Source organism: Serratia sp. CoH_134_PS_4 (assembly GCF_058190535.1).
Genome location: NZ_JBXWKI010000003.1, coordinates 24,844 through 43,217 on the forward strand (window position 1 = coordinate 24,844; position 18,374 = coordinate 43,217).

The 18,374-nt window shown below is 53.9% G+C and carries 14 protein-coding genes and 1 tRNA gene; 14 read left to right on the top strand and 1 reads right to left on the bottom strand.

The window, feature by feature from the left end; all coding sequences use genetic code 11:
- Nucleotides 1-2 precede the first annotated feature (2 nt).
- Both AC2FCQ_RS07090 and AC2FCQ_RS07095 read left to right on the top strand, forming a co-directional pair.
- The gene (locus AC2FCQ_RS07090) at nucleotides 3-3,338 is read left to right on the top strand and encodes an autotransporter family protein (protein ID WP_490308036.1); all 3,336 of its coding nucleotides are present in this window, start codon (nucleotides 3-5) and stop codon (nucleotides 3,336-3,338) included.
- 317 nt (nucleotides 3,339-3,655) lie between these two features.
- Nucleotides 3,656-3,731, top strand: a tRNA-Gly gene (locus AC2FCQ_RS07095).
- Nucleotides 3,732-4,029: 298 nt separating this feature from the next.
- On the opposite strand, the gene queG is transcribed toward AC2FCQ_RS07095, so the two are convergent.
- Complete coding sequence (gene queG, locus AC2FCQ_RS07100; RefSeq protein WP_209634279.1) at nucleotides 4,030-5,169, bottom strand: tRNA epoxyqueuosine(34) reductase QueG; 1,140 nt, start codon at nucleotides 5,167-5,169, stop codon at nucleotides 4,030-4,032.
- Between queG and nnr the strand changes: the two genes are divergently transcribed.
- From nnr to nsrR, 12 genes are all read left to right on the top strand, one after another.
- Complete coding sequence (gene nnr, locus AC2FCQ_RS07105; protein ID WP_490307949.1) at nucleotides 5,168-6,679, top strand: bifunctional ADP-dependent NAD(P)H-hydrate dehydratase/NAD(P)H-hydrate epimerase; 1,512 nt, start codon at nucleotides 5,168-5,170, stop codon at nucleotides 6,677-6,679. The two genes, queG and nnr, sit on opposite strands and share 2 nt — an antisense overlap.
- Nucleotides 6,680-6,692: 13 nt before the next feature.
- On the top strand, nucleotides 6,693-7,163 hold the full coding sequence (gene tsaE / locus AC2FCQ_RS07110) for a tRNA (adenosine(37)-N6)-threonylcarbamoyltransferase complex ATPase subunit type 1 TsaE (RefSeq protein WP_490307950.1): 471 nt from the start codon (nucleotides 6,693-6,695) through the stop codon (nucleotides 7,161-7,163).
- 7 nt (nucleotides 7,164-7,170) lie between these two features.
- Nucleotides 7,171-8,967, top strand: a complete 1,797-nt coding sequence (gene amiB / locus AC2FCQ_RS07115) for an N-acetylmuramoyl-L-alanine amidase AmiB (protein WP_490307951.1) — start codon at nucleotides 7,171-7,173, stop codon at nucleotides 8,965-8,967.
- 22 nt (nucleotides 8,968-8,989) lie between these two features.
- Complete coding sequence (mutL, locus tag AC2FCQ_RS07120) at nucleotides 8,990-10,855, top strand: DNA mismatch repair endonuclease MutL (protein ID WP_490307952.1); 1,866 nt, start codon at nucleotides 8,990-8,992, stop codon at nucleotides 10,853-10,855.
- Nucleotides 10,848-11,789, top strand: coding sequence for a tRNA (adenosine(37)-N6)-dimethylallyltransferase MiaA (miaA, locus tag AC2FCQ_RS07125; RefSeq protein WP_490307953.1), 942 nt, complete (start codon nucleotides 10,848-10,850; stop codon nucleotides 11,787-11,789). The genes mutL and miaA overlap by 8 nt, the downstream gene beginning before the upstream one ends.
- Before the next feature lie 114 nt (nucleotides 11,790-11,903).
- Nucleotides 11,904-12,212, top strand: a complete 309-nt coding sequence (hfq, locus tag AC2FCQ_RS07130; protein ID WP_012004894.1) for an RNA chaperone Hfq — start codon at nucleotides 11,904-11,906, stop codon at nucleotides 12,210-12,212.
- Nucleotides 12,213-12,307: 95 nt separating this feature from the next.
- Complete coding sequence (gene hflX, locus AC2FCQ_RS07135) at nucleotides 12,308-13,588, top strand: ribosome rescue GTPase HflX (protein ID WP_037426478.1); 1,281 nt, start codon at nucleotides 12,308-12,310, stop codon at nucleotides 13,586-13,588.
- A 202-nt stretch (nucleotides 13,589-13,790) separates the two neighbouring features.
- The gene (gene hflK, locus AC2FCQ_RS07140; protein WP_209634284.1) at nucleotides 13,791-15,050 is read left to right on the top strand and encodes an FtsH protease activity modulator HflK; all 1,260 of its coding nucleotides are present in this window, start codon (nucleotides 13,791-13,793) and stop codon (nucleotides 15,048-15,050) included.
- 3 nt (nucleotides 15,051-15,053) lie between these two features.
- Nucleotides 15,054-16,061 carry a protease modulator HflC gene (hflC, locus tag AC2FCQ_RS07145; protein ID WP_037426474.1) on the top strand — a complete coding sequence of 336 codons (1,008 nt, stop codon included), beginning with the start codon at nucleotides 15,054-15,056 and terminating at the stop codon, nucleotides 16,059-16,061.
- Between the two features lie 63 nt (nucleotides 16,062-16,124).
- Nucleotides 16,125-16,325, top strand: a complete 201-nt coding sequence (locus AC2FCQ_RS07150; RefSeq protein WP_020824909.1) for a DUF2065 domain-containing protein — start codon at nucleotides 16,125-16,127, stop codon at nucleotides 16,323-16,325.
- A 97-nt stretch (nucleotides 16,326-16,422) separates the two neighbouring features.
- Nucleotides 16,423-17,721 (top strand): adenylosuccinate synthase, encoded by a 1,299-nt coding sequence (locus AC2FCQ_RS07155; protein WP_209634285.1) that lies wholly within the window; start codon nucleotides 16,423-16,425, stop codon nucleotides 17,719-17,721.
- A gap of 224 nt (nucleotides 17,722-17,945) precedes the next feature.
- A complete protein-coding gene (gene nsrR / locus AC2FCQ_RS07160) occupies nucleotides 17,946-18,371 on the top strand; it encodes a nitric oxide-sensing transcriptional repressor NsrR (protein WP_061807511.1) in 426 nt (141 codons plus the stop codon).
- Nucleotides 18,372-18,374 lie beyond the last annotated feature (3 nt).

Here is an 18,374-nt window from a genome sequence, read left to right on the forward strand (position 1 = left end):
TTATGCTGGCGCTGTTCAGTTCTGGATCCAGCTTTGCGGAAGAATACGGGCAAATTGTCGTGGATGATCCCAGTGGCAACACCCAAATTATTCTGGCGCCTGGCGATAGGGTGAATCACATTGGCAGGGGGCCCGCCATTTTGGTCTCTCAGGTCGGTAATAGCTTCACTGGCGAGGATATCTCCATTCGTGCAGACGGCACGGACACTGGCGACACGCCAGCCGTGCTGACGCGGTACGGCGGTGTTGTGTTCTTGAGCAACAGTACCGTTGAGACCATTGGTACAGGTTCTAAAACCCATGCACTGTACGCGAGAGATACAGGTAGCAGCATTGCCGGTACCGGGGTGACGCTTTCTACAGAAGGGACAAGCTCGCATGGCGCGATGGCTCAGGCGGGCGGGAAAATCATACTGAATGGTGGGACTATCACTACGGCGGGTACCAACAGTGATGGTCTGCATGCGAAAGACGCAAAAGCCAGCATTACTGCAAAAAACGTGACCATCATGGCTGCGGGAAAAGGGGCATTTGCCGGGCCAGGGGCTTCTATTCGGCTGGATAATTCAACAATAACCGTTAAAGGTAGCGCTAACGCCGCTGTATATGCAGAGGGCACAAACGCGTTGATAACCTTAAAGGACACGGATGTGCTTTCTGTCAATGGGCCTGCAGTGATCGTGCGAAGTGGTGCCTTTGACATGAATGGCGGCACGCTAACCGCCAAAGGCGATGCGATCCGGCTGATGTCTCTTTATAACGGAACCTCGCCTGTGGTTTATCTTCGCAATGCCAAATTGGTTGCGGGAGGAGAGTTCAGTTATGGCCTCAATATCAATTCGCAAAATGCGCGCGTTGTCATGGAGAACGTGCAAATCAGAGCACCAGACCCTTATACCTCCGGTGCGTGGCTGCCCTCTGCGGGCACTAGCCTGACGGCAAGTCGCTTCGATATTCGCACCCTCTATGTCGGCATAGATAACCGTGCAGGAAAGGTCTTGTTGGATGAGGGTATCTTGGCGACAGAGGGCAACAGCGGTCATGCGCTTTATGTCGCGGCTGAAGCCAAGAATCTGGCAGCAACCACGGCCAAAAATGTAAAAATTGAGACGTCTGGCTCCGGTGCTGTGGGGGCCTTGGCGCGCTTTGCCGGATCGACAATCGGTCTTGAAGATGTGGTTATCAATACCTACGGTGACAATTCCCATGCTCTTTACGCCACCGGAAGCGGTGCGACTCTTACAGCACTTAATTCAGCAATAACCACGTCGGGTGCGTCTGCCGCTGGCTTGTTTATCAGCAACAGCCCAACGGTCAGTCTGAATAATGTCCAATTAACGTCGACGGGGGCGAAATCACAGGGTATTTGGAGCTACGCGACTTCCGCTGACTTCAGCAATGAAGTCTCTGTTACAAACGGCTCGCGGATCGATACGCAGGATGGTGTCGGTTTGTTTGCTAACGGAGGCAACCATCGGTTTATCCTGGATAGCACCAACGTCACGGCAAGAACTGAAGGGGCCGAAGAACAGGGCATATTGCTGTATTCAAAATCGGCTAACATTACCTCCGGTGGGGTAGCGAAAGAGATTGAAACAGGCACGATTCTGTTGGACGCGAAGAATAGCCAACTGACGGGCGATATTCTGATAGATAGCGGTTCCGCAAACCTTTTATTGGCCAAGGGTTCCCAGTTGGTAGGGGCCGTGAACCAACGTGAGAAAGGCTTGGTCAACCGTTTTGCGCTGGATAATGACAGCTATTGGTATGTGCGAAATAGCTCATTGCTGGGGGCGTTAGAAAATGACGGCACCGTTGCCTTCCTGGCCCCAACGGACAACAGCGGTTTTAAAACGGTGACAGTTAACCACTACCGGGGAAATGGGACCCTAGTGTTAAATACGTGGCTCGGTGATGATAATTCGCTGACAGATCGCCTGGTCATTGATGGCGGAACGGCTGAAGGTAAAACCGCGTTGCGCGTTATCAACGCTGGTGGCACCGGCGGGTATACCCAGCGTGGAATTCGCCTGGTAGAAACACTTAACGGCGGTACAACGGGTGTGGATGCCTTTAGACTTGATGCTGCCTCAACGGGCTATCGCGCGGGAACGGCCACTCTGGCCCTCAATGGTTACGATTACAGTCTGGTTCGCGGTGGGAATCAGGGTGTGCCGGATGACTGGTACCTGACCTCGACTTATACGCCGCCCGTTGAACCCCCGGTAATCCCCCCAACGGTGGAGCCACCGGTAGTCCCCCCTACGGTAGAGCCGCCTGTGACACCCCCAACGGTTGAACCTCCGGTCATACAGCCGCCGACAGTAGTGCCACCAGAGGAAATTGTGCCGCCCCCGGTGGCCCCAAGCGTGAGTAATGTTTCGCCGGAAAGCGGCGCTTACATCGGCAACCAACTCGCTGGAACCAGACTGTTTATTCATAACCTGCGCGATCGTCTGCCTATTTCCGCAGAAGGGAATAGTGTGCCAGACGAACGTGGGCTATGGCTTCGTACTCAGGGCCGACATGATAAAGGGATGAGTATGTCGGAGGGGCGGGTCGATATGAAATCAGACAGTACTCTCCTGCAACTGGGTGGGGACGTGCTTCAGATCTCGGTGCTGAACAAGGGTACGGCCCACGTGGGAATCATGAGTGGGTACGGTACAGCGCGAACGGATTCGGTTTCCACTCTTGTATTGCCAGGCAAAGGCACCCGTGCACAGGCGAAAGCAAAAGGGAAAATGTCGGGGTATGCGGTAGGGATGTATGCCACCGTTTTTGAAAACGAAGCAACGCGTCAAGGGGGGTATGCCGACGCCTGGTTGCAATATGGCCGCTATGCTAACCACATTGGCAGCGAGCTTGGGAGGGTCGATTATCATTCGAATGTGTGGTCTGCCTCGTTGGAAGCGGGTTATGCGATGACGTCATTCGCCGCCGGCTCGGCCTTGGAGGGGCTGGTGATGGAACCAAATGCCCAGTTTGTCTACAGTGATTACCGTGCCTCGGATGCGGTGCTGCAAGGTACGCGCATGAGGAGTCATGTGAATAATCCCTGGTTTGCACGTACCGGTTTACGCATTTACCCGCAGCGTGAAACGGGCATTCGGCCGTTTTTGGAAACCAACCTACTGCATTATGGCGAAAAGGCATCTGTGCAGATGGGAAGCTCCGTGTTGGATGCCTCATTGGCACGCAGCATGCTAGAGATGAAGCTTGGTGCCGCAGGGGACGTTGGACAGAAGCTTCAAGTTTCTGGGCATGTGTTTGGGCAAGCGGGTAACAACGGTCAGCAGGGATATGGCGGGATGCTGAACGCACGTTATCATTTTTAGCTAAGATGAGAATGATCGTGCCAGCCTGGCACGATCATTCTGCCGTTCCAGCAGATGTTGAGAAATTGTCAGCTTGTGGTACCTTCGATTGCAAATTGAGCAAACGCCCTCTAATTTGCATTTTTTCGCTATGTGGGGGGTTGCCAAGGCGCGATGACTAGTCCATAATGCAGTCCATTGATTGAGTGTCGCCAAAAAAGCCCATAAAAATCAATAAGATAGGGATAAATAATGCAATTTATCTCCTATTGTCTATTCAACAATGCTGCGTAAGCGGTGTGATGAATAAAAAGAGTATTAAGCAGTACCCATGCGACGCGGGAATAGCTCAGTTGGTAGAGCACGACCTTGCCAAGGTCGGGGTCGCGAGTTCGAGTCTCGTTTCCCGCTCCAATTTTCTCTTCGGTTTATCTCAGTTCAACGCCTTTGCTGGCGCGGTTCTTTGCCTCGTTATACATATCCTGTCGAAATGTTGTGAACAGACTTATCCACAGGTAGCGTACATAATACCCTCAGTTCAAAAAATCAACGCCACACAAATGAAATATTTATCTGATTGATTCGTAAGTATATTTATTTATCGGAAAACGTTATGCCGATCACTTGCTCTTTTTGTTGCAGTTGAAAGACAAAGCATTTTTATTTTTATACACAAATCCACAGAGTGACTCTCTGATAAGCATGGAAGCTTTTAAGCATCCCTCGGTAATCCTTTTTCCACAGCACGTACCAATCGTTTTTTCTGCGTTGTTTGCACGTCTACACCTTGCGCCTCACGTCGTGCCAATTGTTGTTCAATCGCCCAATGGATATGTTCGTCTAGCATGGCGTCCTGTTCTAAGCGGGAACGTAATGCCATCACGACGGTATCCTGATAAGGGGCATTGCCCAGCGCGACGGCGATATTACGCAGCCAGCGCAAATGGCCGATTCGCCGAATGGCGGAACCTTCGGTGATGCGCAGGAATTTTTCTTCCGTCCAACCAAACAGATCGATAAGTTGTGGTGCATGCAGGGCCGCGCGTGGGCTGAAATCATCTTCGTCGGTGAGTTGCGAGAAGCGGTTCCAGGGGCAAATTAGCTGGCAATCGTCACAGCCGTAAATGCGGTTGCCCAATAATGGACGGAATTCTTCCGGAATAGCCCCTTCCAGTTCGATAGTCAGGTAGGAGATACAGCGCCGTGCATCGACGGTATAAGGGGCGACGATGGCCCCCGTTGGGCAAGTGGTGATGCAGGCAACGCAACGGCCACATTGCTCCTGCTGTGGTTCATCCACCGGTAACGGCAAGTCGATAAGCAGTTCACCGAGAAAAAACCAGGAGCCTGCCTCGCGATTCAAAATAAGTGAGTGTTTACCAACCCAGCCAATCCCGGCCTTGGAGGCCAGGGCGCGTTCCATTACCGGTGCGGAATCGACAAAGGGGCGGAAATTAAGTTCACCGCAATAGGCCTGGATCTGATCGCCGAGCTTTTTGAGCCGTTGGCGCAGGAGTTTGTGGTAGTCACGGCCCAGCGCATAGCGGCTGATGTAACCCAGGTTAGGATTTTGGAGTGTGCTGGCAAAGGCCGCTTTGGCTGGCAGGTAGTTCATGCGTACGCTGATCACCCGCAATGTCCCCGGCAGTAGCTCATGAGGGCGGGCGCGTAACATGCCATGCCGCGCCATCCATTCCATTTCACCGTGGTATTGTTTGTCCAGCCATGCCTGCAATTTGGGTTCTTCGGCGCTGAGATCGGTGTCGCAGATGCCTACCTGCTGGAATCCTAGCGATTGCCCCCATTGCTTGATATGTTGGGCGAGTTGATTGAGATCGAGGGGGTGAGTCATGACGGGCCACAGTGAAAAACAATACTCTGACAGTTTATCACACTCTGTCTGGTCTGCGGACTGGATCCGGCGCTCGGAAGCGAGTGCTGCTGCTTCGCTGGGTATCTCACTCTATCAACTCATGCAGCGCGCTGGTGAAGCGGCTTACGCTCTGGCGTGCGACCAATACCCGGCTGCCCACCATTGGCTGGTGCTGTGTGGCCATGGTAATAACGGTGGTGACGGCTATGTTGTCGCTCGGCTGGCAGCGGCAACTGGCGTCAAGGTTAGCCTGATCGCCTGTGAGGGGACGCGTCCATTACCGCCGGAAGCCGATGCAGCCAGGCAAGCCTGGCTGGCCGCCGGCGGTGAAATCCATCCGGCTGACGCCCAGTGGCCAGCAGGCATTGATCTGATTATCGATGGTTTGCTCGGTACGGGGTTGAGCACTGCACCGCGGGCGCCGTACGACGCTCTGATTGAAGCCGCTAACCGCAGTCTTGCGCCGGTTATCGCACTCGATATTCCTTCAGGCCTGTTGGCCGAAAGCGGTGCTGCGCCCGGTGCGGTCATCCGCGCGATGCACACGATGGCTTTTATCGCCCTCAAACCTGGCTTGTTGACAGGCCAGGCACGTAATTGGGTCGGGCAACTTCACCAGAGTACGCTAGGATTATCTGGTTGGTTGGCGAAGCAACCGGCACAGATTCAGCGGCTTACTGACAAATCGTTGCCTCAGTGGTTAAAACCACGCCGCCCCTGCACGCATAAAGGTGAACAGGGGCGTCTGTTGGTGGTAGGAGGCGATCAGGGTTTTGGTGGCGCAATACGTATGGCGTCAGAGGCGGCGTTACGCAGCGGCGCGGGGTTGGTGCGAGTGCTTACTCACATAGAGCATGTCGGCCCCTTGTTGACCGCCAGGCCGGAGCTGATGGTACAGCCGTTGAAGGACGATACGCTGCAGCAGGCGCTCGATTGGGCAGACGTACTGGTCGTGGGGCCAGGGTTGGGTCAGGGAGAATGGGCTAGGAATGCGCTGAAAGTATTGCAAGCCAGTGATAAACCGGCGTTATGGGACGCGGATGCGTTGAACTTGCTGGCATTAAATCCCGAGAAGCGTCAGAATCGTGTAATGACCCCGCATCCTGGGGAGGCAGCACGTCTACTGGGGTGCCATACCGCTGATATTGAGAGTGACCGCTTACTTGCAGTGCGCAATCTGGTTGCACGCTATGGCGGCGTTGCTGTGCTCAAAGGCGCGGGCACGCTGATCGCAGACGACCAGGGCCAGATGGCAATCGCTGACGTCGGCAATGCTGGCATGGCCTCGGGTGGTATGGGGGATGTACTGTCAGGCATAATCGGCGGTTTGGTAGGGCAAAAGCTCTCGCTGTATGATGCTGCCTGTGCCGGGTGTGTGGTGCATGGCGCAGCCGCCGATCGCGTGGCGGCAAGACAAGGAATAAGGGGAATGCTGGCAAGCGATTTGCTGCCGGAAATTCCTTATTACGTTAATCCTGAGTTGGCATAATAGAAACTATCGAATGAAAGAACTCGTTTTACCTCTGTCGGATGAGGCATCGACTGTCGCATTGGGTGCCGCCTTGGCTAAGGCGTGCGATCGCGCCAGCGTAATTTATCTTTACGGTGACCTGGGCGCCGGTAAAACCACCTTCAGCCGTGGTTTCTTGCAGGCATTAGGCCATCAGGGCAATGTTAAAAGCCCAACCTACACGCTGGTGGAGCCTTATGCGCTGCAGCCATTAGCGGTATACCATTTTGATCTGTATCGCTTAGCCGATCCGGAAGAACTCGAATTTATGGGTATTCGCGATTATTTTGCGCAGGATGCCATTTGCCTGGTGGAATGGCCACAGCAGGGCACGGGCGTATTGCCAGAGCCAGATCTGGAGCTGCATCTCAGCTATCATGATCAAGGCCGAGAGGCAAAAATTCAGGCGGTTTCCGCCTACGGCAGCCAGCTTTTAGACCGTATTCACGGGCCACAGGAATGACGCCGCAATGACGTATGCGTTGAGAAAACTATTCGTAATCGCTCTGATCGCCGTATTGGGGCCTTTGGGTGCGGCAAGTGCGCTGGCTGCATCATCACTATCAGATATTAAAGTCACCAATGCCCAGCGAGAAGCTACGGTCTCCGTGAGTTTCACTGGCCCGCCAGACTATGCCTTTTTCCCGCTACACGGCCCGGATCGCGTGGTTTTGGATGTGAATCAGAAAGGTAAGGTGGGTGGCCTGCCGCTGAATTTTAGCGGCCAGAATCTGGTGAAAAGCATTCGTTCCAGTACGCCGAAAGATGCCCAGAGCGTGCGTTTGGTGTTTGATTTAACGCAGCGCTCGAAGACCCGAGTCGCTACTCGTCAAAATGGCAGTGTCTATACCGTGGTGTTCACTATTGCTGCAGAGGGCAGTCCTAATACCAACACCGCGCGTAAAGCCCCTGCACCAGCGCCGCTGGTTGTGAGCCAGCCGGCGCGCAAAGCACCGGTGGTTGTGGAGGAGTCTGAGCCGGAACCGGTGCGTAAAGCGCCAAGCGGTTCGAATCCTTTCACCAATAAACCTACCGTTGTTGCAGGGACCGCATCAGAGGTTACACCGCGCAGTAGCCGAGTGTCCGCAGGTTCTGGCGATCGCGTGGTGGTGGCGATTGACGCAGGTCATGGCGGGCAGGATCCGGGCGCGATCGGCCCGAACGGACTGAAAGAGAAAAATGTCACTATCGCCATCGCACGTCGCCTTCAGGCGCTGCTGGATGCCGATCCTCAGTTCAAACCGGTGTTAACGCGTAATGGCGACTACTTCATCTCTGTGATGGGGCGTTCGGATGTGGCCCGTAAGCAGGGCGCGAACGTGTTGGTGTCCATTCACGCTGACGCTGCGCCAAATCGCAGTGCCAATGGGGCTTCGGTTTGGGTGTTGTCCAACCGCCGTGCCAACAGTGAGATGGCGGGCTGGCTGGAACAGCATGAGAAACAATCTGAATTACTGGGTGGTGCGGGTGATTTGCTGGCCAACAGCCAAGCGGATCCTTATCTGAGCCAAGCGGTACTGGATCTGCAATTCGGTCACTCGCAACGTGTGGGTTACGATGTCGCAGTTAAAGTCTTGCAGCAGCTGCAGAGTGTGGGTGCATTGCATAAGCGTCGTCCAGAGCACGCCAGCCTTGGCGTACTGCGTTCGCCGGACATTCCATCATTGCTGGTGGAAACAGGATTTATCAGTAATAGCACGGAGGAGCGGCTGCTCGGCAGTAGCGCATATCAGGATAAAATTGCCAAGGCGATCCACAATGGCCTGCGCAGTTATTTCCTGGCGCACCCGCTACAAGCCGACCCAAAGGTGGAAAACCGACCGCTGGACGTCGCAGCGGCGGTTAAATCCTCAACACCAGACGTCATCAGTCAGCCTACACCGGTCGTTAGTTCGGCCGGTGGTAGCCGTATTAACGGCAAAACACAGATTCACGTGGTGAAACGTGCAGAGACGCTCTCCGGTATCGCAGACAGTTATGGCACCACCATGGCGGCGTTGCGTGATCTGAACAAGCTGAAGAAGGATGGCGTGTGGGTTGGCCAGCGTCTTAAAGTGCCAGCGGGTAACACCGCCGTCACGACCAGCACCATCGCTAAGGCTAAACCTGGCGTGAAGAAAGCGTCAAAACATAAAGTGACCCGCGGCGATACGCTGACATCTATTGCGACTCGCTATGGTGTCAGCGTCAGTGACTTGAAACGTGTAAATAAACTGAAGTCGGACGTCGCGCCGCTGGACCGGACGTTGACCATTCCGCAGGCCTAGCGCCAATATTACAGGAGTCAGCATGCCCATCCAGGTGTTACCGCCCCAACTTGCTAACCAGATTGCCGCCGGTGAAGTGGTTGAACGGCCTGCGTCAGTGGTCAAAGAACTGGTGGAAAACAGTCTGGATGCTGGGGCGACGCGTATCGATATCGATATCGAACGCGGGGGCGCCAAGCTGATTCGTATCCGCGATAACGGCTGTGGTATCGGCAAGAACGATCTGGCGTTGGCTTTGGCCCGTCATGCCACCAGTAAAATCAGCACGCTCGATGATTTAGAAGCCATTGTTAGCCTCGGTTTTCGTGGTGAAGCGCTGGCCAGTATCAGCTCGGTTTCGCGTTTGACGCTCACCTCACGTACCGCAGAACAACACGAAGCCTGGCAGGCCTACGCTGAGGGTCGCGATCAGGCGGTGACGGTCAAGCCAGCGGCCCACCCGATAGGTAGCACGCTGGAAGTCCTGGACTTGTTCTACAACACGCCCGCGCGGCGTAAATTCATGCGCACCGAGAAAACGGAGTTCGGCCATATTGATGAAGTGGTGCGGCGCATTGCGCTGGCGCGTTTCGATGTGGCGATCAACCTCAGCCACAACGGCAAACTTATCCGCCAATACCGCGCAGCGAAAGACGAGAGCCAGCATGAGCGTCGATTAGGCAGCATCTGTGGCCCGGCCTTTTTGCAGCATGCGCTGAATATCTCATGGCAGCATGGCGACTTGACCATTCGTGGTTGGGTGGCCGACCCCGCGGGCGCTCGGCAACTGGGCGAAATGCAGTATTGCTACGTCAATAGCCGAATGATGCGCGATCGTCTGATCAACCATGCCATCCGCCAGGCCTACCAGGATCAATTGAAAGACGATCAGCAGCCTGCTTACGTGCTGTATCTCGAGGTAGACCCCCATCAGGTTGATGTGAATGTTCATCCGGCCAAGCATGAGGTGCGGTTCCATCAGGCGCGGCTGGTACATGATTTTATTTATCAGGCGGTAACCACCGTGTTGCAGCAGGTCGGCAATGCGCAGCTACCGCTGGCTGATGAGCCGGAGCAGGAACCTGCGCCAGCTTGGCAGCCTGAAAACCGCGTCGCTGCCGGGGGTAACCATTTCTCGCAACCGGCGCCGTACCGCGAGCCGCAACCTGCCGTCGCGCGTGAACGTGCTCCGCAACCTGCCTATCATGCAGGCAGTGGTTATCAAAAACGCGAAGGCGAGCTGTACGGCAAGCTGCTACAGGTGGCTACCGCGGCTGAACCTCAGCAAGAAACGCAGAAGCAACCGCTGTTTCCGCCGGCTAAAATTGCGCAGGAAACGCCGCTGGCCGGTAGCCAACATAGTTTTGGGCGTGTGTTGATGATCCACCCCCCCTGCTATGCGTTGATTGAAAACCGTCAGCAACTGATGTTGCTTAATTTGTCGGTGGCTGAACGTTGGTTGCGCCAGGCGCAGCTTAACCCGTCAGAAGAGGGGTTACGGCCGCAACCGCTGTTGATTCCTATCAAGCTGACGCTGAGCAAAAACGAGGTGGCCGCTTGCGTGCATCATCAGCCGTTGTTCGTCAAAATGGGGTTGGACCTGCAGTCTGAGCATGGGCGTGTGACGCTGCGCGCAGTACCTTTACCATTACGCCAACAAAATTTACAAAAACTGATACCCGAACTGTTAGGCTACTTGGCCGAGCATCAGGAGATGTCGCCCGCGGTGTTGGCCACGTGGTTTGCTCGCCACTTAGGCAGTGAGCATGAACAATGGAACACCTCGCAAGCGATACAATTACTGACCGACGTTGAACGACTTTGCCCGCAGCTGGTCAAATCACCACCGAGCGGACTTTTACAACCTGTTGATTTACAGGCTGCACTGGCAGCCCTTAGGCATGATTGAAACTGAAATGACACCACGTCCCCCGGCTATTTTTATTATGGGGCCGACCGCCTCGGGCAAAACCGCGTTGGCGATCGCGCTGCGCGAACGCCTGCCTGTGGAATTGATCAGCGTGGATTCCGCCCTGATTTATCGCGGCATGGATATCGGCACTGCCAAACCGAGCGCTGAGGAATTGGCGCAGGCGCCACATCGGTTGATTGATATTCGCGATCCCGTTGAAGCCTATTCTGCAGCGGATTTTCGCGCTGATGCGTTGAAAGAGATGGCTGAAATTACCGCTGCCGGGCGTATCCCGCTGCTGGTGGGTGGCACCATGCTTTATTTCAAAGCACTGTTGGAAGGATTATCGCCGTTACCCTCAGCGGATCCTGCGGTGCGTGAACGCATCGAACAGCAGGCAGCAGAGTTGGGGTGGGACGCTTTACACCGTCAGTTACAAGAGATTGACCCCGTTGCGGCATTGAGAATTCATCCGAATGATCCGCAGAGACTGTCCAGAGCACTGGAAGTTTTTTTTATTTCGGGTAAAACTTTAACGGAACTGACTAAAATTTCGGGTGAATCGTTGCCGTATCATGTTCACCAATTTGCGATAGCACCGACCAGCCGTGAGTTGATCCATCAACGCATTGAGCTGCGGTACCATCAAATGTTGGTGGCGGGTTTTGAGACGGAAGCGCGTGCACTTTTTGCACGGGGTGATTTGCATACGGATTTGCCTTCCATTCGCTGTGTCGGTTATCGCCAGATGTGGTCATATTTATCTGGCGAGATTAGTTACGATGAGATGGTTTATCGTGGTATTTGCGCAACGCGTCAGTTGGCCAAGCGCCAAATGACCTGGTTACGAGGCTGGAACTCGGTACATTGGCTGGACAGCGAGAAGCCGGGAGAGGCTTTGGACTCGGTAATACAGGTTGTTAGTGCATAGGTTGAGTGATTGTGTACAATTGATGAGTATTCAGCGCGCAAATTTTTTAGGTCGTTTATTTTAGAGCCGACAGGTTCTTAGTTAAAAACAACAAGCAAATAAGGAAAAGATAGAATGGCTAAGGGGCAATCTTTGCAAGATCCGTTCCTGAACGCATTGCGTCGTGAACGTGTTCCGGTTTCTATTTATTTGGTGAATGGTATTAAGCTGCAAGGCCAGATTGAGTCTTTTGACCAGTTTGTCATCCTGTTGAAAAACACGGTGAGCCAGATGGTTTATAAGCACGCTATCTCTACCGTTGTCCCGTCACGTCCGGTTTCGCACCATAGCAATACTCCGAGCGGCGGCACCAGTAACTATCACCATGGTAACAACCCGTCTGCGCCGCAACAGCCGCAGCAGGAAAGCGATGACGCTGAATAAAGCGCGTTGCGAGTCAACCATGACGGGGAGCATAAGCAGCCATGGGCTGTTTATGTCCCCCAAACTCACGGGTTCCCGTTTGAGAGGTTGCACGCTTGTTTGACCGTTATGAAGCCGGTGAGCAGGCCGTCCTGGTTCATATCTATTTCTCGCAAGACAAAGATACGGAAGATCTCAGTGAGTTCGAGTCCCTGGTGTCCTCTGCCGGTGTCGAAGCTTTGCAAGTGGTGACTGGTAGCCGCAAAGCCCCGCATCCCAAGTACTTTGTCGGTGAAGGAAAGGCCGAAGAAATTGCAGATGCGGTAAAAGCCAGTGGCGCATCTGTTGTCCTGTTTGATCACTCCCTTTCCGCAGCGCAAGAGAGAAATCTTGAACGCCTGTGCGAATGCCGGGTGATCGATCGCACCGGGTTGATTCTAGACATCTTTGCCCAGCGTGCCCGTACCCATGAAGGTAAGCTGCAGGTAGAGCTGGCGCAGTTGCGTCACATTGCTACGCGTTTGGTCCGTGGCTGGACGCACCTTGAGCGTCAAAAAGGGGGGATTGGCCTGCGCGGGCCAGGGGAAACCCAGTTAGAGACCGACCGTCGTCTGTTACGCGATCGCATTAGCTTAATTTTACGCCGCCTTGAGCGCGTAGCTAAGCAGCGTGAACAGGGCCGACGTGCGCGTACCCGTGCTGATGTGCCAACCGTTTCGTTGGTGGGATATACCAACGCCGGCAAATCAACCCTGTTTAACCGAATAACGTCTGCTGATGTGTATGCGGCAGACCAACTATTTGCCACCCTGGATCCGACTCTGCGGCGTATTGACGTCGCCGATGTGGGCGATACCGTGTTGGCGGATACCGTAGGGTTTATCCGACACCTGCCGCATGATTTGGTGGCGGCCTTTAAGGCAACGCTGCAAGAAACGCGTCAGGCATCTTTGCTGTTACATGTCATAGACGCCGCGGATACCCGCGTCGATGAAAACATTGAAGCGGTAAATACCGTGTTGGCTGAGATTGACTCGGATGAGATCCCTACACTGCTCGTGATGAACAAAATAGATATGCTGGATGATTTTGTCCCGCGTATCGACCGCAACGATGAAAACTTACCGATCCGGGTGTGGCTGTCCGCCGCCAGCGGTGAAGGTATCCCGTTGCTGTATCAGGCGTTGACGGAGCGCTTATCGGGGGAAATTGCGCATTATGAGCTGCGCTTACCGCCAGAGGCAGGCCGTCTTCGTAGCCGTTTTTACCAGCTTCAGGCAATTGAAAAAGAGTGGAACGAAGAAGACGGCAGTATTGGCGTGGTGGTGCGTATGCCTATCGTCGAATGGCGTCGCCTCTGCAAACAGGAACAGGAACTGATTAACTTTATAGTATGATCATATCCTGTTACATTTGAGCACTCGGTCCGCAGGCGTTATCGGCTCAGCCAGTTTTGGGTGGCCAGCGCGCAGGAACCAGAGCGTACACCAAGTACGTGAGGATTCTGAGCACTGCCCAAGCGAAAACGGGCAAGTAAGATAGCCTGCTGTAACTAAGCGTAAGCCTGAAGTACCCAATCACAGAATATGGAGCTAAAACATGGCGTGGAATCAGCCCGGTAATAACGGACAGGACCGCGACCCGTGGGGGAGCAGCAATAACAATGGCGGCAACTCTGGCGGTAATAACAAAGGCGGTCGTGATCAAGGGCCACCTGATTTGGACGATATCTTCCGCAAGCTGAGCAAGAAATTGAGCGGTTTGGGCGGAGGCAAAGGCTCCAACAGCAATAACAACGGTGGTACCGGCACTTCTGGTCCGGGCTTTAGTGGTCGTATTATCGGCATTGCTGCAGTTGCAGTCGTGGTGATTTGGGCCGCTAGCGGCTTCTACACCATCAAAGAAGCCGAGCGTGGTGTTGTCACCCGTTTTGGCAAGTTCAGCCACCTGGTACAGCCGGGTCTGAACTGGAAGCCAACCTTTATCGATGAAGTGCGTCCGGTCAACGTGGAGTCAGTGCGTGAACTGGCAGCCTCAGGCGTGATGCTGACTTCTGATGAGAACGTGGTACGTGTAGAAATGAACGTACAGTATCGCGTGACCAACCCGGAAGCGTATCTGTTTAGCGTGACGAATGCTGACGACAGCCTGAGCCAGGCGACTGACAGCGCCCTGCGTGGCGTTATCGGCAAGTACACCATGGACAAGATCCTGACCGAAGGCCGTACTATCGTACGTAGCGATACGCAACGCGTACTGGAAGAGACTATTCGTCCGTACAACATGGGTATCACACTGCTGGACGTTAACTTCCAGGCTGCTCGTCCGCCGGAAGAGGTGAAAGCCGCATTTGATGATGCGATTGCCGCACGTGAAAACGAGCAGCAGTACATCCGTGAAGCAGAAGCTTACGCCAACGAAGTTCAGCCACGTGCGAACGGCCAGGCGCAGCGTTTGCTGGAAGATGCCAAAGCGTATAAAGACCGTACCGTCCTGGAAGCTCAGGGTGAGGTTGCACGCTTTGCCAAGCTGTTACCGGAATATAAGTCCGCACCGCAGATTACCCGCGAGCGTTTGTATATCGAAACCATGGAAAAAGTCCTGAGCCATACCCGTAAAGTATTGGTGAATGACAAAGGCAACAATCTGATGGTGCTGCCGCTGGATCAAATGCTGCGCGGTCAAACTGGCGCGGCGGCTGACGGCAATAAAGACACCAGCCTGATTCGTCTCAACCCCGCTCCGTCTGTCAACAGTGGCGCCAGCTCTAGCAGCCAGCGTACAAGCAGCGGCTCGGTCATGGACCAGCGCCGGGCGAATGCGCAGCGTGACGACACCACTCGCGTAGGGAGAGAGTAATCAATGCGTAAGTCTTTTATAGTTATCGTCCTCGCGGTGCTGGTGGCGTTATACGCCTCTCTGTTCGTGGTTCAGGAAGGCCAGCGTGGCATTGTGTTGCGTTTCGGCAAGGTATTGCGTGACAGCGACAACAAACCGCTGGTGTATGCACCGGGTTTGCACTTCAAGATTCCGTTTATTGAATCAGTGAAAACGCTGGATGCACGTATCCAGACTATGGACAACCAGGCAGACCGCTTTGTGACCAGCGAGAAGAAAGACCTGATTGTCGATTCTTATCTGAAATGGCGCATCAGTGATTTCAGCCGTTACTACCTGGCAACCGGCGGTGGTGATGTTTCACAAGCCGAAGTTTTGCTGAAACGTAAGTTCAGTGACCGTCTGCGTTCCGAGATTGGTCGTCTGGATGTGAAAGACATCGTGACCGACTCGCGCGGTAAGCTGATGTCCGACGTCCGTGATGCATTGAACACCGGTACCGTGGGTGATGACCAAGAAGTTGCGACTACTGAAGCCGATGATGCTATCGCTTCTGCAGCGGCGCGTGTTGAAAAGGAAACCACTGGCAACTTGCCGAAGGTTAACCCGAACAGCATGGCGGCACTGGGTATCGAAGTTATCGACGTACGTATTAAGCAGATTAACCTGCCGGCAGAAGTGTCTGACGCAATCTATCAGCGTATGCGTGCAGAGCGTGAAGCTGTCGCGCGTCGTCACCGTTCACAGGGTCAGGAAGAAGCTGAGAAGTTGCGTGCAACTGCAGACTACGAAGTAACTCGTACTTTGGCAGAAGCCGAACGTACAGCCCGTATCACTCGTGGTGACGGCGATGCCGAAGCGGCCAAACTGTTTGCTAACGCATTCAGCCAGGACCCGGACTTCTACGCCTTTATCCGTAGCCTGCGTGCGTATGAAACCAGCTTCAGCAGCAATAACCAGGACGTGATGGTACTGAGCCCGGACAGCGACTTCTTCCGCTACATGAAGTCGCCTGATTCCACGCGTAAGTAACCGCGACAGGTTAATGATCGAGGGCCCGTTTAAACGCGGGCCCTTTCTTTTTGGGAGTGTCTGATGAATTCAACGATCTGGCTGGCGTTAGGGCTGGTTTTGGTGCTGGAAGGCCTGGGGCCGATGCTGTTTCCGCAAGCCTGGCGTAAAATGATACTGGCAATGACCCAGTTACCTGACTCTACGTTACGGCGATTTGGCGGCGGAATAGTGGTTGCGGGCTGTGTGATCTACTACATGTTGCGTAGTCGCACGGGGGTTTAAAGTTTAGCCTAAAAAATACGCAACTCAGCGCTAAAAGTGCTGAAACTCACGAATTACGGTGGTAGAATCCATTTTTAAGCAACCGGTGATTTTTAAAATGGGTAAGAACGTCGTCGTACTGGGCACTCAATGGGGTGACGAAGGTAAGGGCAAGGTCGTAGACCTGCTGACCGAACGGGCTCAATATGTAGTGCGCTATCAAGGTGGTCACAACGCTGGCCATACTCTGGTCATTAACGGTGAAAAAACCGTCCTTCATTTAATTCCTTCAGGCATTCTGCGTGAAAACGTGACCAGCATCATCGGCAACGGTGTAGTTCTGGCGCCAGACGCTTTGATGAAAGAAATGGGTGAACTCGAAGCGCGTGGCATCCCGGTACGTGAACGTCTGTTACTGTCCGAAGCTTGTCCACTGATCTTGCCTTACCACGTTGCGCTGGATAACGCGCGTGAGAAAGCGCGTGGTGCGAAAGCTATCGGTACCACCGGTCGTGGCATTGGCCCGGCTTACGAAGATAAAGTGGCTCGCCGCGGTCTGCGCGTTAGCGACTTGTTCAACAAAGAAACCTTCGCTGTTAAGCTGAAGGAAATTGTTGATTATCATAACTTCCAGTTGGTCAACTATTACAAAGTTGAAGCCGTTGATTATCAGGCAACGCTGGACTATGTGCTGTCTATCGCTGATATTCTGACTGCAATGGTTGTTGACGTTTCTGAACTGCTGGACGGCGCGCGCAAGCGTGGCGATCTGATCATGTTCGAAGGCGCACAAGGCACCTTGTTGGATATTGACCACGGTACCTACCCGTACGTGACCTCCTCTAACACCACTGCTGGCGGTGTTGCTACCGGTTCTGGTATTGGTCCGCGTTACGTAGATTACGTGCTGGGTATCGTTAAAGCCTACTCCACTCGCGTGGGTGCAGGTCCATTCCCAACTGAACTGTTCGATGAAACCGGCGAATACCTGTGCAAACAAGGTAACGAGTTCGGCGCCACCACTGGCCGTCGTCGTCGTACTGGCTGGTTGGACGCCGTAGCTGTTCGTCGCTCAGTGCAGATCAACTCCCTGTCCGGCTTCTGTCTGACCAAGTTGGACGTGCTGGATGGCCTGAAAGAAGTGAAAATCTGTGTGGGCTATCGCATGCCAGATGGCCGCGAAATGACCACCACTCCGCTGGCGGCTGAAGGTTGGGAAGGTATCGAACCCATCTACGAAAGCATGCCGGGCTGGAGCGACACCACCTTTGGTGTGAAGGAATACAGCAAACTGCCACAGGCGGCGCTGGACTACATCAAGCGTATTGAAGAGCTGACCGGCGTACCCGTAGACATTATCTCTACTGGCCCTGACCGTAGCGAAACCATGATTCTGCGCGACCCGTTCGACGCATAATCTGGCAATAAGATAAACCGGGCATGTCCCGGTTTATTTTTATCATTATTCTCCTCAGTTGCGGTTTCACATCAAAAAATCCCTTCATAACCTGCCCCAGAGCCTGACATGCGCTAAATAATTAGCGGCGAACTCTCCGGCTGGTTTATTATCCAATAAGTAATCTTTTGAATAATGCCGAAAATCGGCGTATCAGACGGGTAAAATGACACCCAGAGGTAGATGTGCAGTTAACAAGTTTTACTGATTATGGCCTGCGGGCGTTGATCTACATGGCCTCGCTGCCACCGGACAAAATGACCAGTATCTCGGAAGTCACCGAGGTCTACGGCGTGTCCAGAAACCACATGGTAAAGATCATCAATCAGTTAAGCAGGGTTGGGTTTGTGACCGCGGTGCGCGGTAAGAACGGTGGCATCCGTTTGGGCAAACCGGCCGAAACCATTCGCCTTGGCGACGTGGTAAGGGCGCTAGAACCGCTCTCGCTGGTTAACTGCAACAGTGACTTTTGCCACATAACCCCTGCCTGCCGCCTGAAGCAGGTGCTGCAACAGGGCGTACAGAATTTCCTTGAAGAGCTGGACAGCCACACGCTTGCCGATATGGTTGAAGACAATCCATCGCTCTACAAGCTATTGCTTGTCGAATAAAGC

Coding starts and splice junctions, on each gene's coding strand:
- AC2FCQ_RS07090 (WP_490308036.1), top strand. CDS start 3: ATGCTGGCGCTGTTCAGTTCTGGATCCAGCTTTGCGGAAGAATACGGG.
- nnr (WP_490307949.1), top strand. CDS start 5,168: ATGACGGGCCACAGTGAAAAACAATACTCTGACAGTTTATCACACTCT.
- queG (WP_209634279.1), bottom strand. CDS start 5,169: ATGACTCACCCCCTCGATCTCAATCAACTCGCCCAACATATCAAGCAA.
- tsaE (WP_490307950.1), top strand. CDS start 6,693: ATGAAAGAACTCGTTTTACCTCTGTCGGATGAGGCATCGACTGTCGCA.
- amiB (WP_490307951.1), top strand. CDS start 7,171: ATGACGTATGCGTTGAGAAAACTATTCGTAATCGCTCTGATCGCCGTA.
- mutL (WP_490307952.1), top strand. CDS start 8,990: ATGCCCATCCAGGTGTTACCGCCCCAACTTGCTAACCAGATTGCCGCC.
- miaA (WP_490307953.1), top strand. CDS start 10,848: ATGATTGAAACTGAAATGACACCACGTCCCCCGGCTATTTTTATTATG.
- hfq (WP_012004894.1), top strand. CDS start 11,904: ATGGCTAAGGGGCAATCTTTGCAAGATCCGTTCCTGAACGCATTGCGT.
- hflK (WP_209634284.1), top strand. CDS start 13,791: ATGGCGTGGAATCAGCCCGGTAATAACGGACAGGACCGCGACCCGTGG.
- hflC (WP_037426474.1), top strand. CDS start 15,054: ATGCGTAAGTCTTTTATAGTTATCGTCCTCGCGGTGCTGGTGGCGTTA.
- AC2FCQ_RS07150 (WP_020824909.1), top strand. CDS start 16,125: ATGAATTCAACGATCTGGCTGGCGTTAGGGCTGGTTTTGGTGCTGGAA.
- AC2FCQ_RS07155 (WP_209634285.1), top strand. CDS start 16,423: ATGGGTAAGAACGTCGTCGTACTGGGCACTCAATGGGGTGACGAAGGT.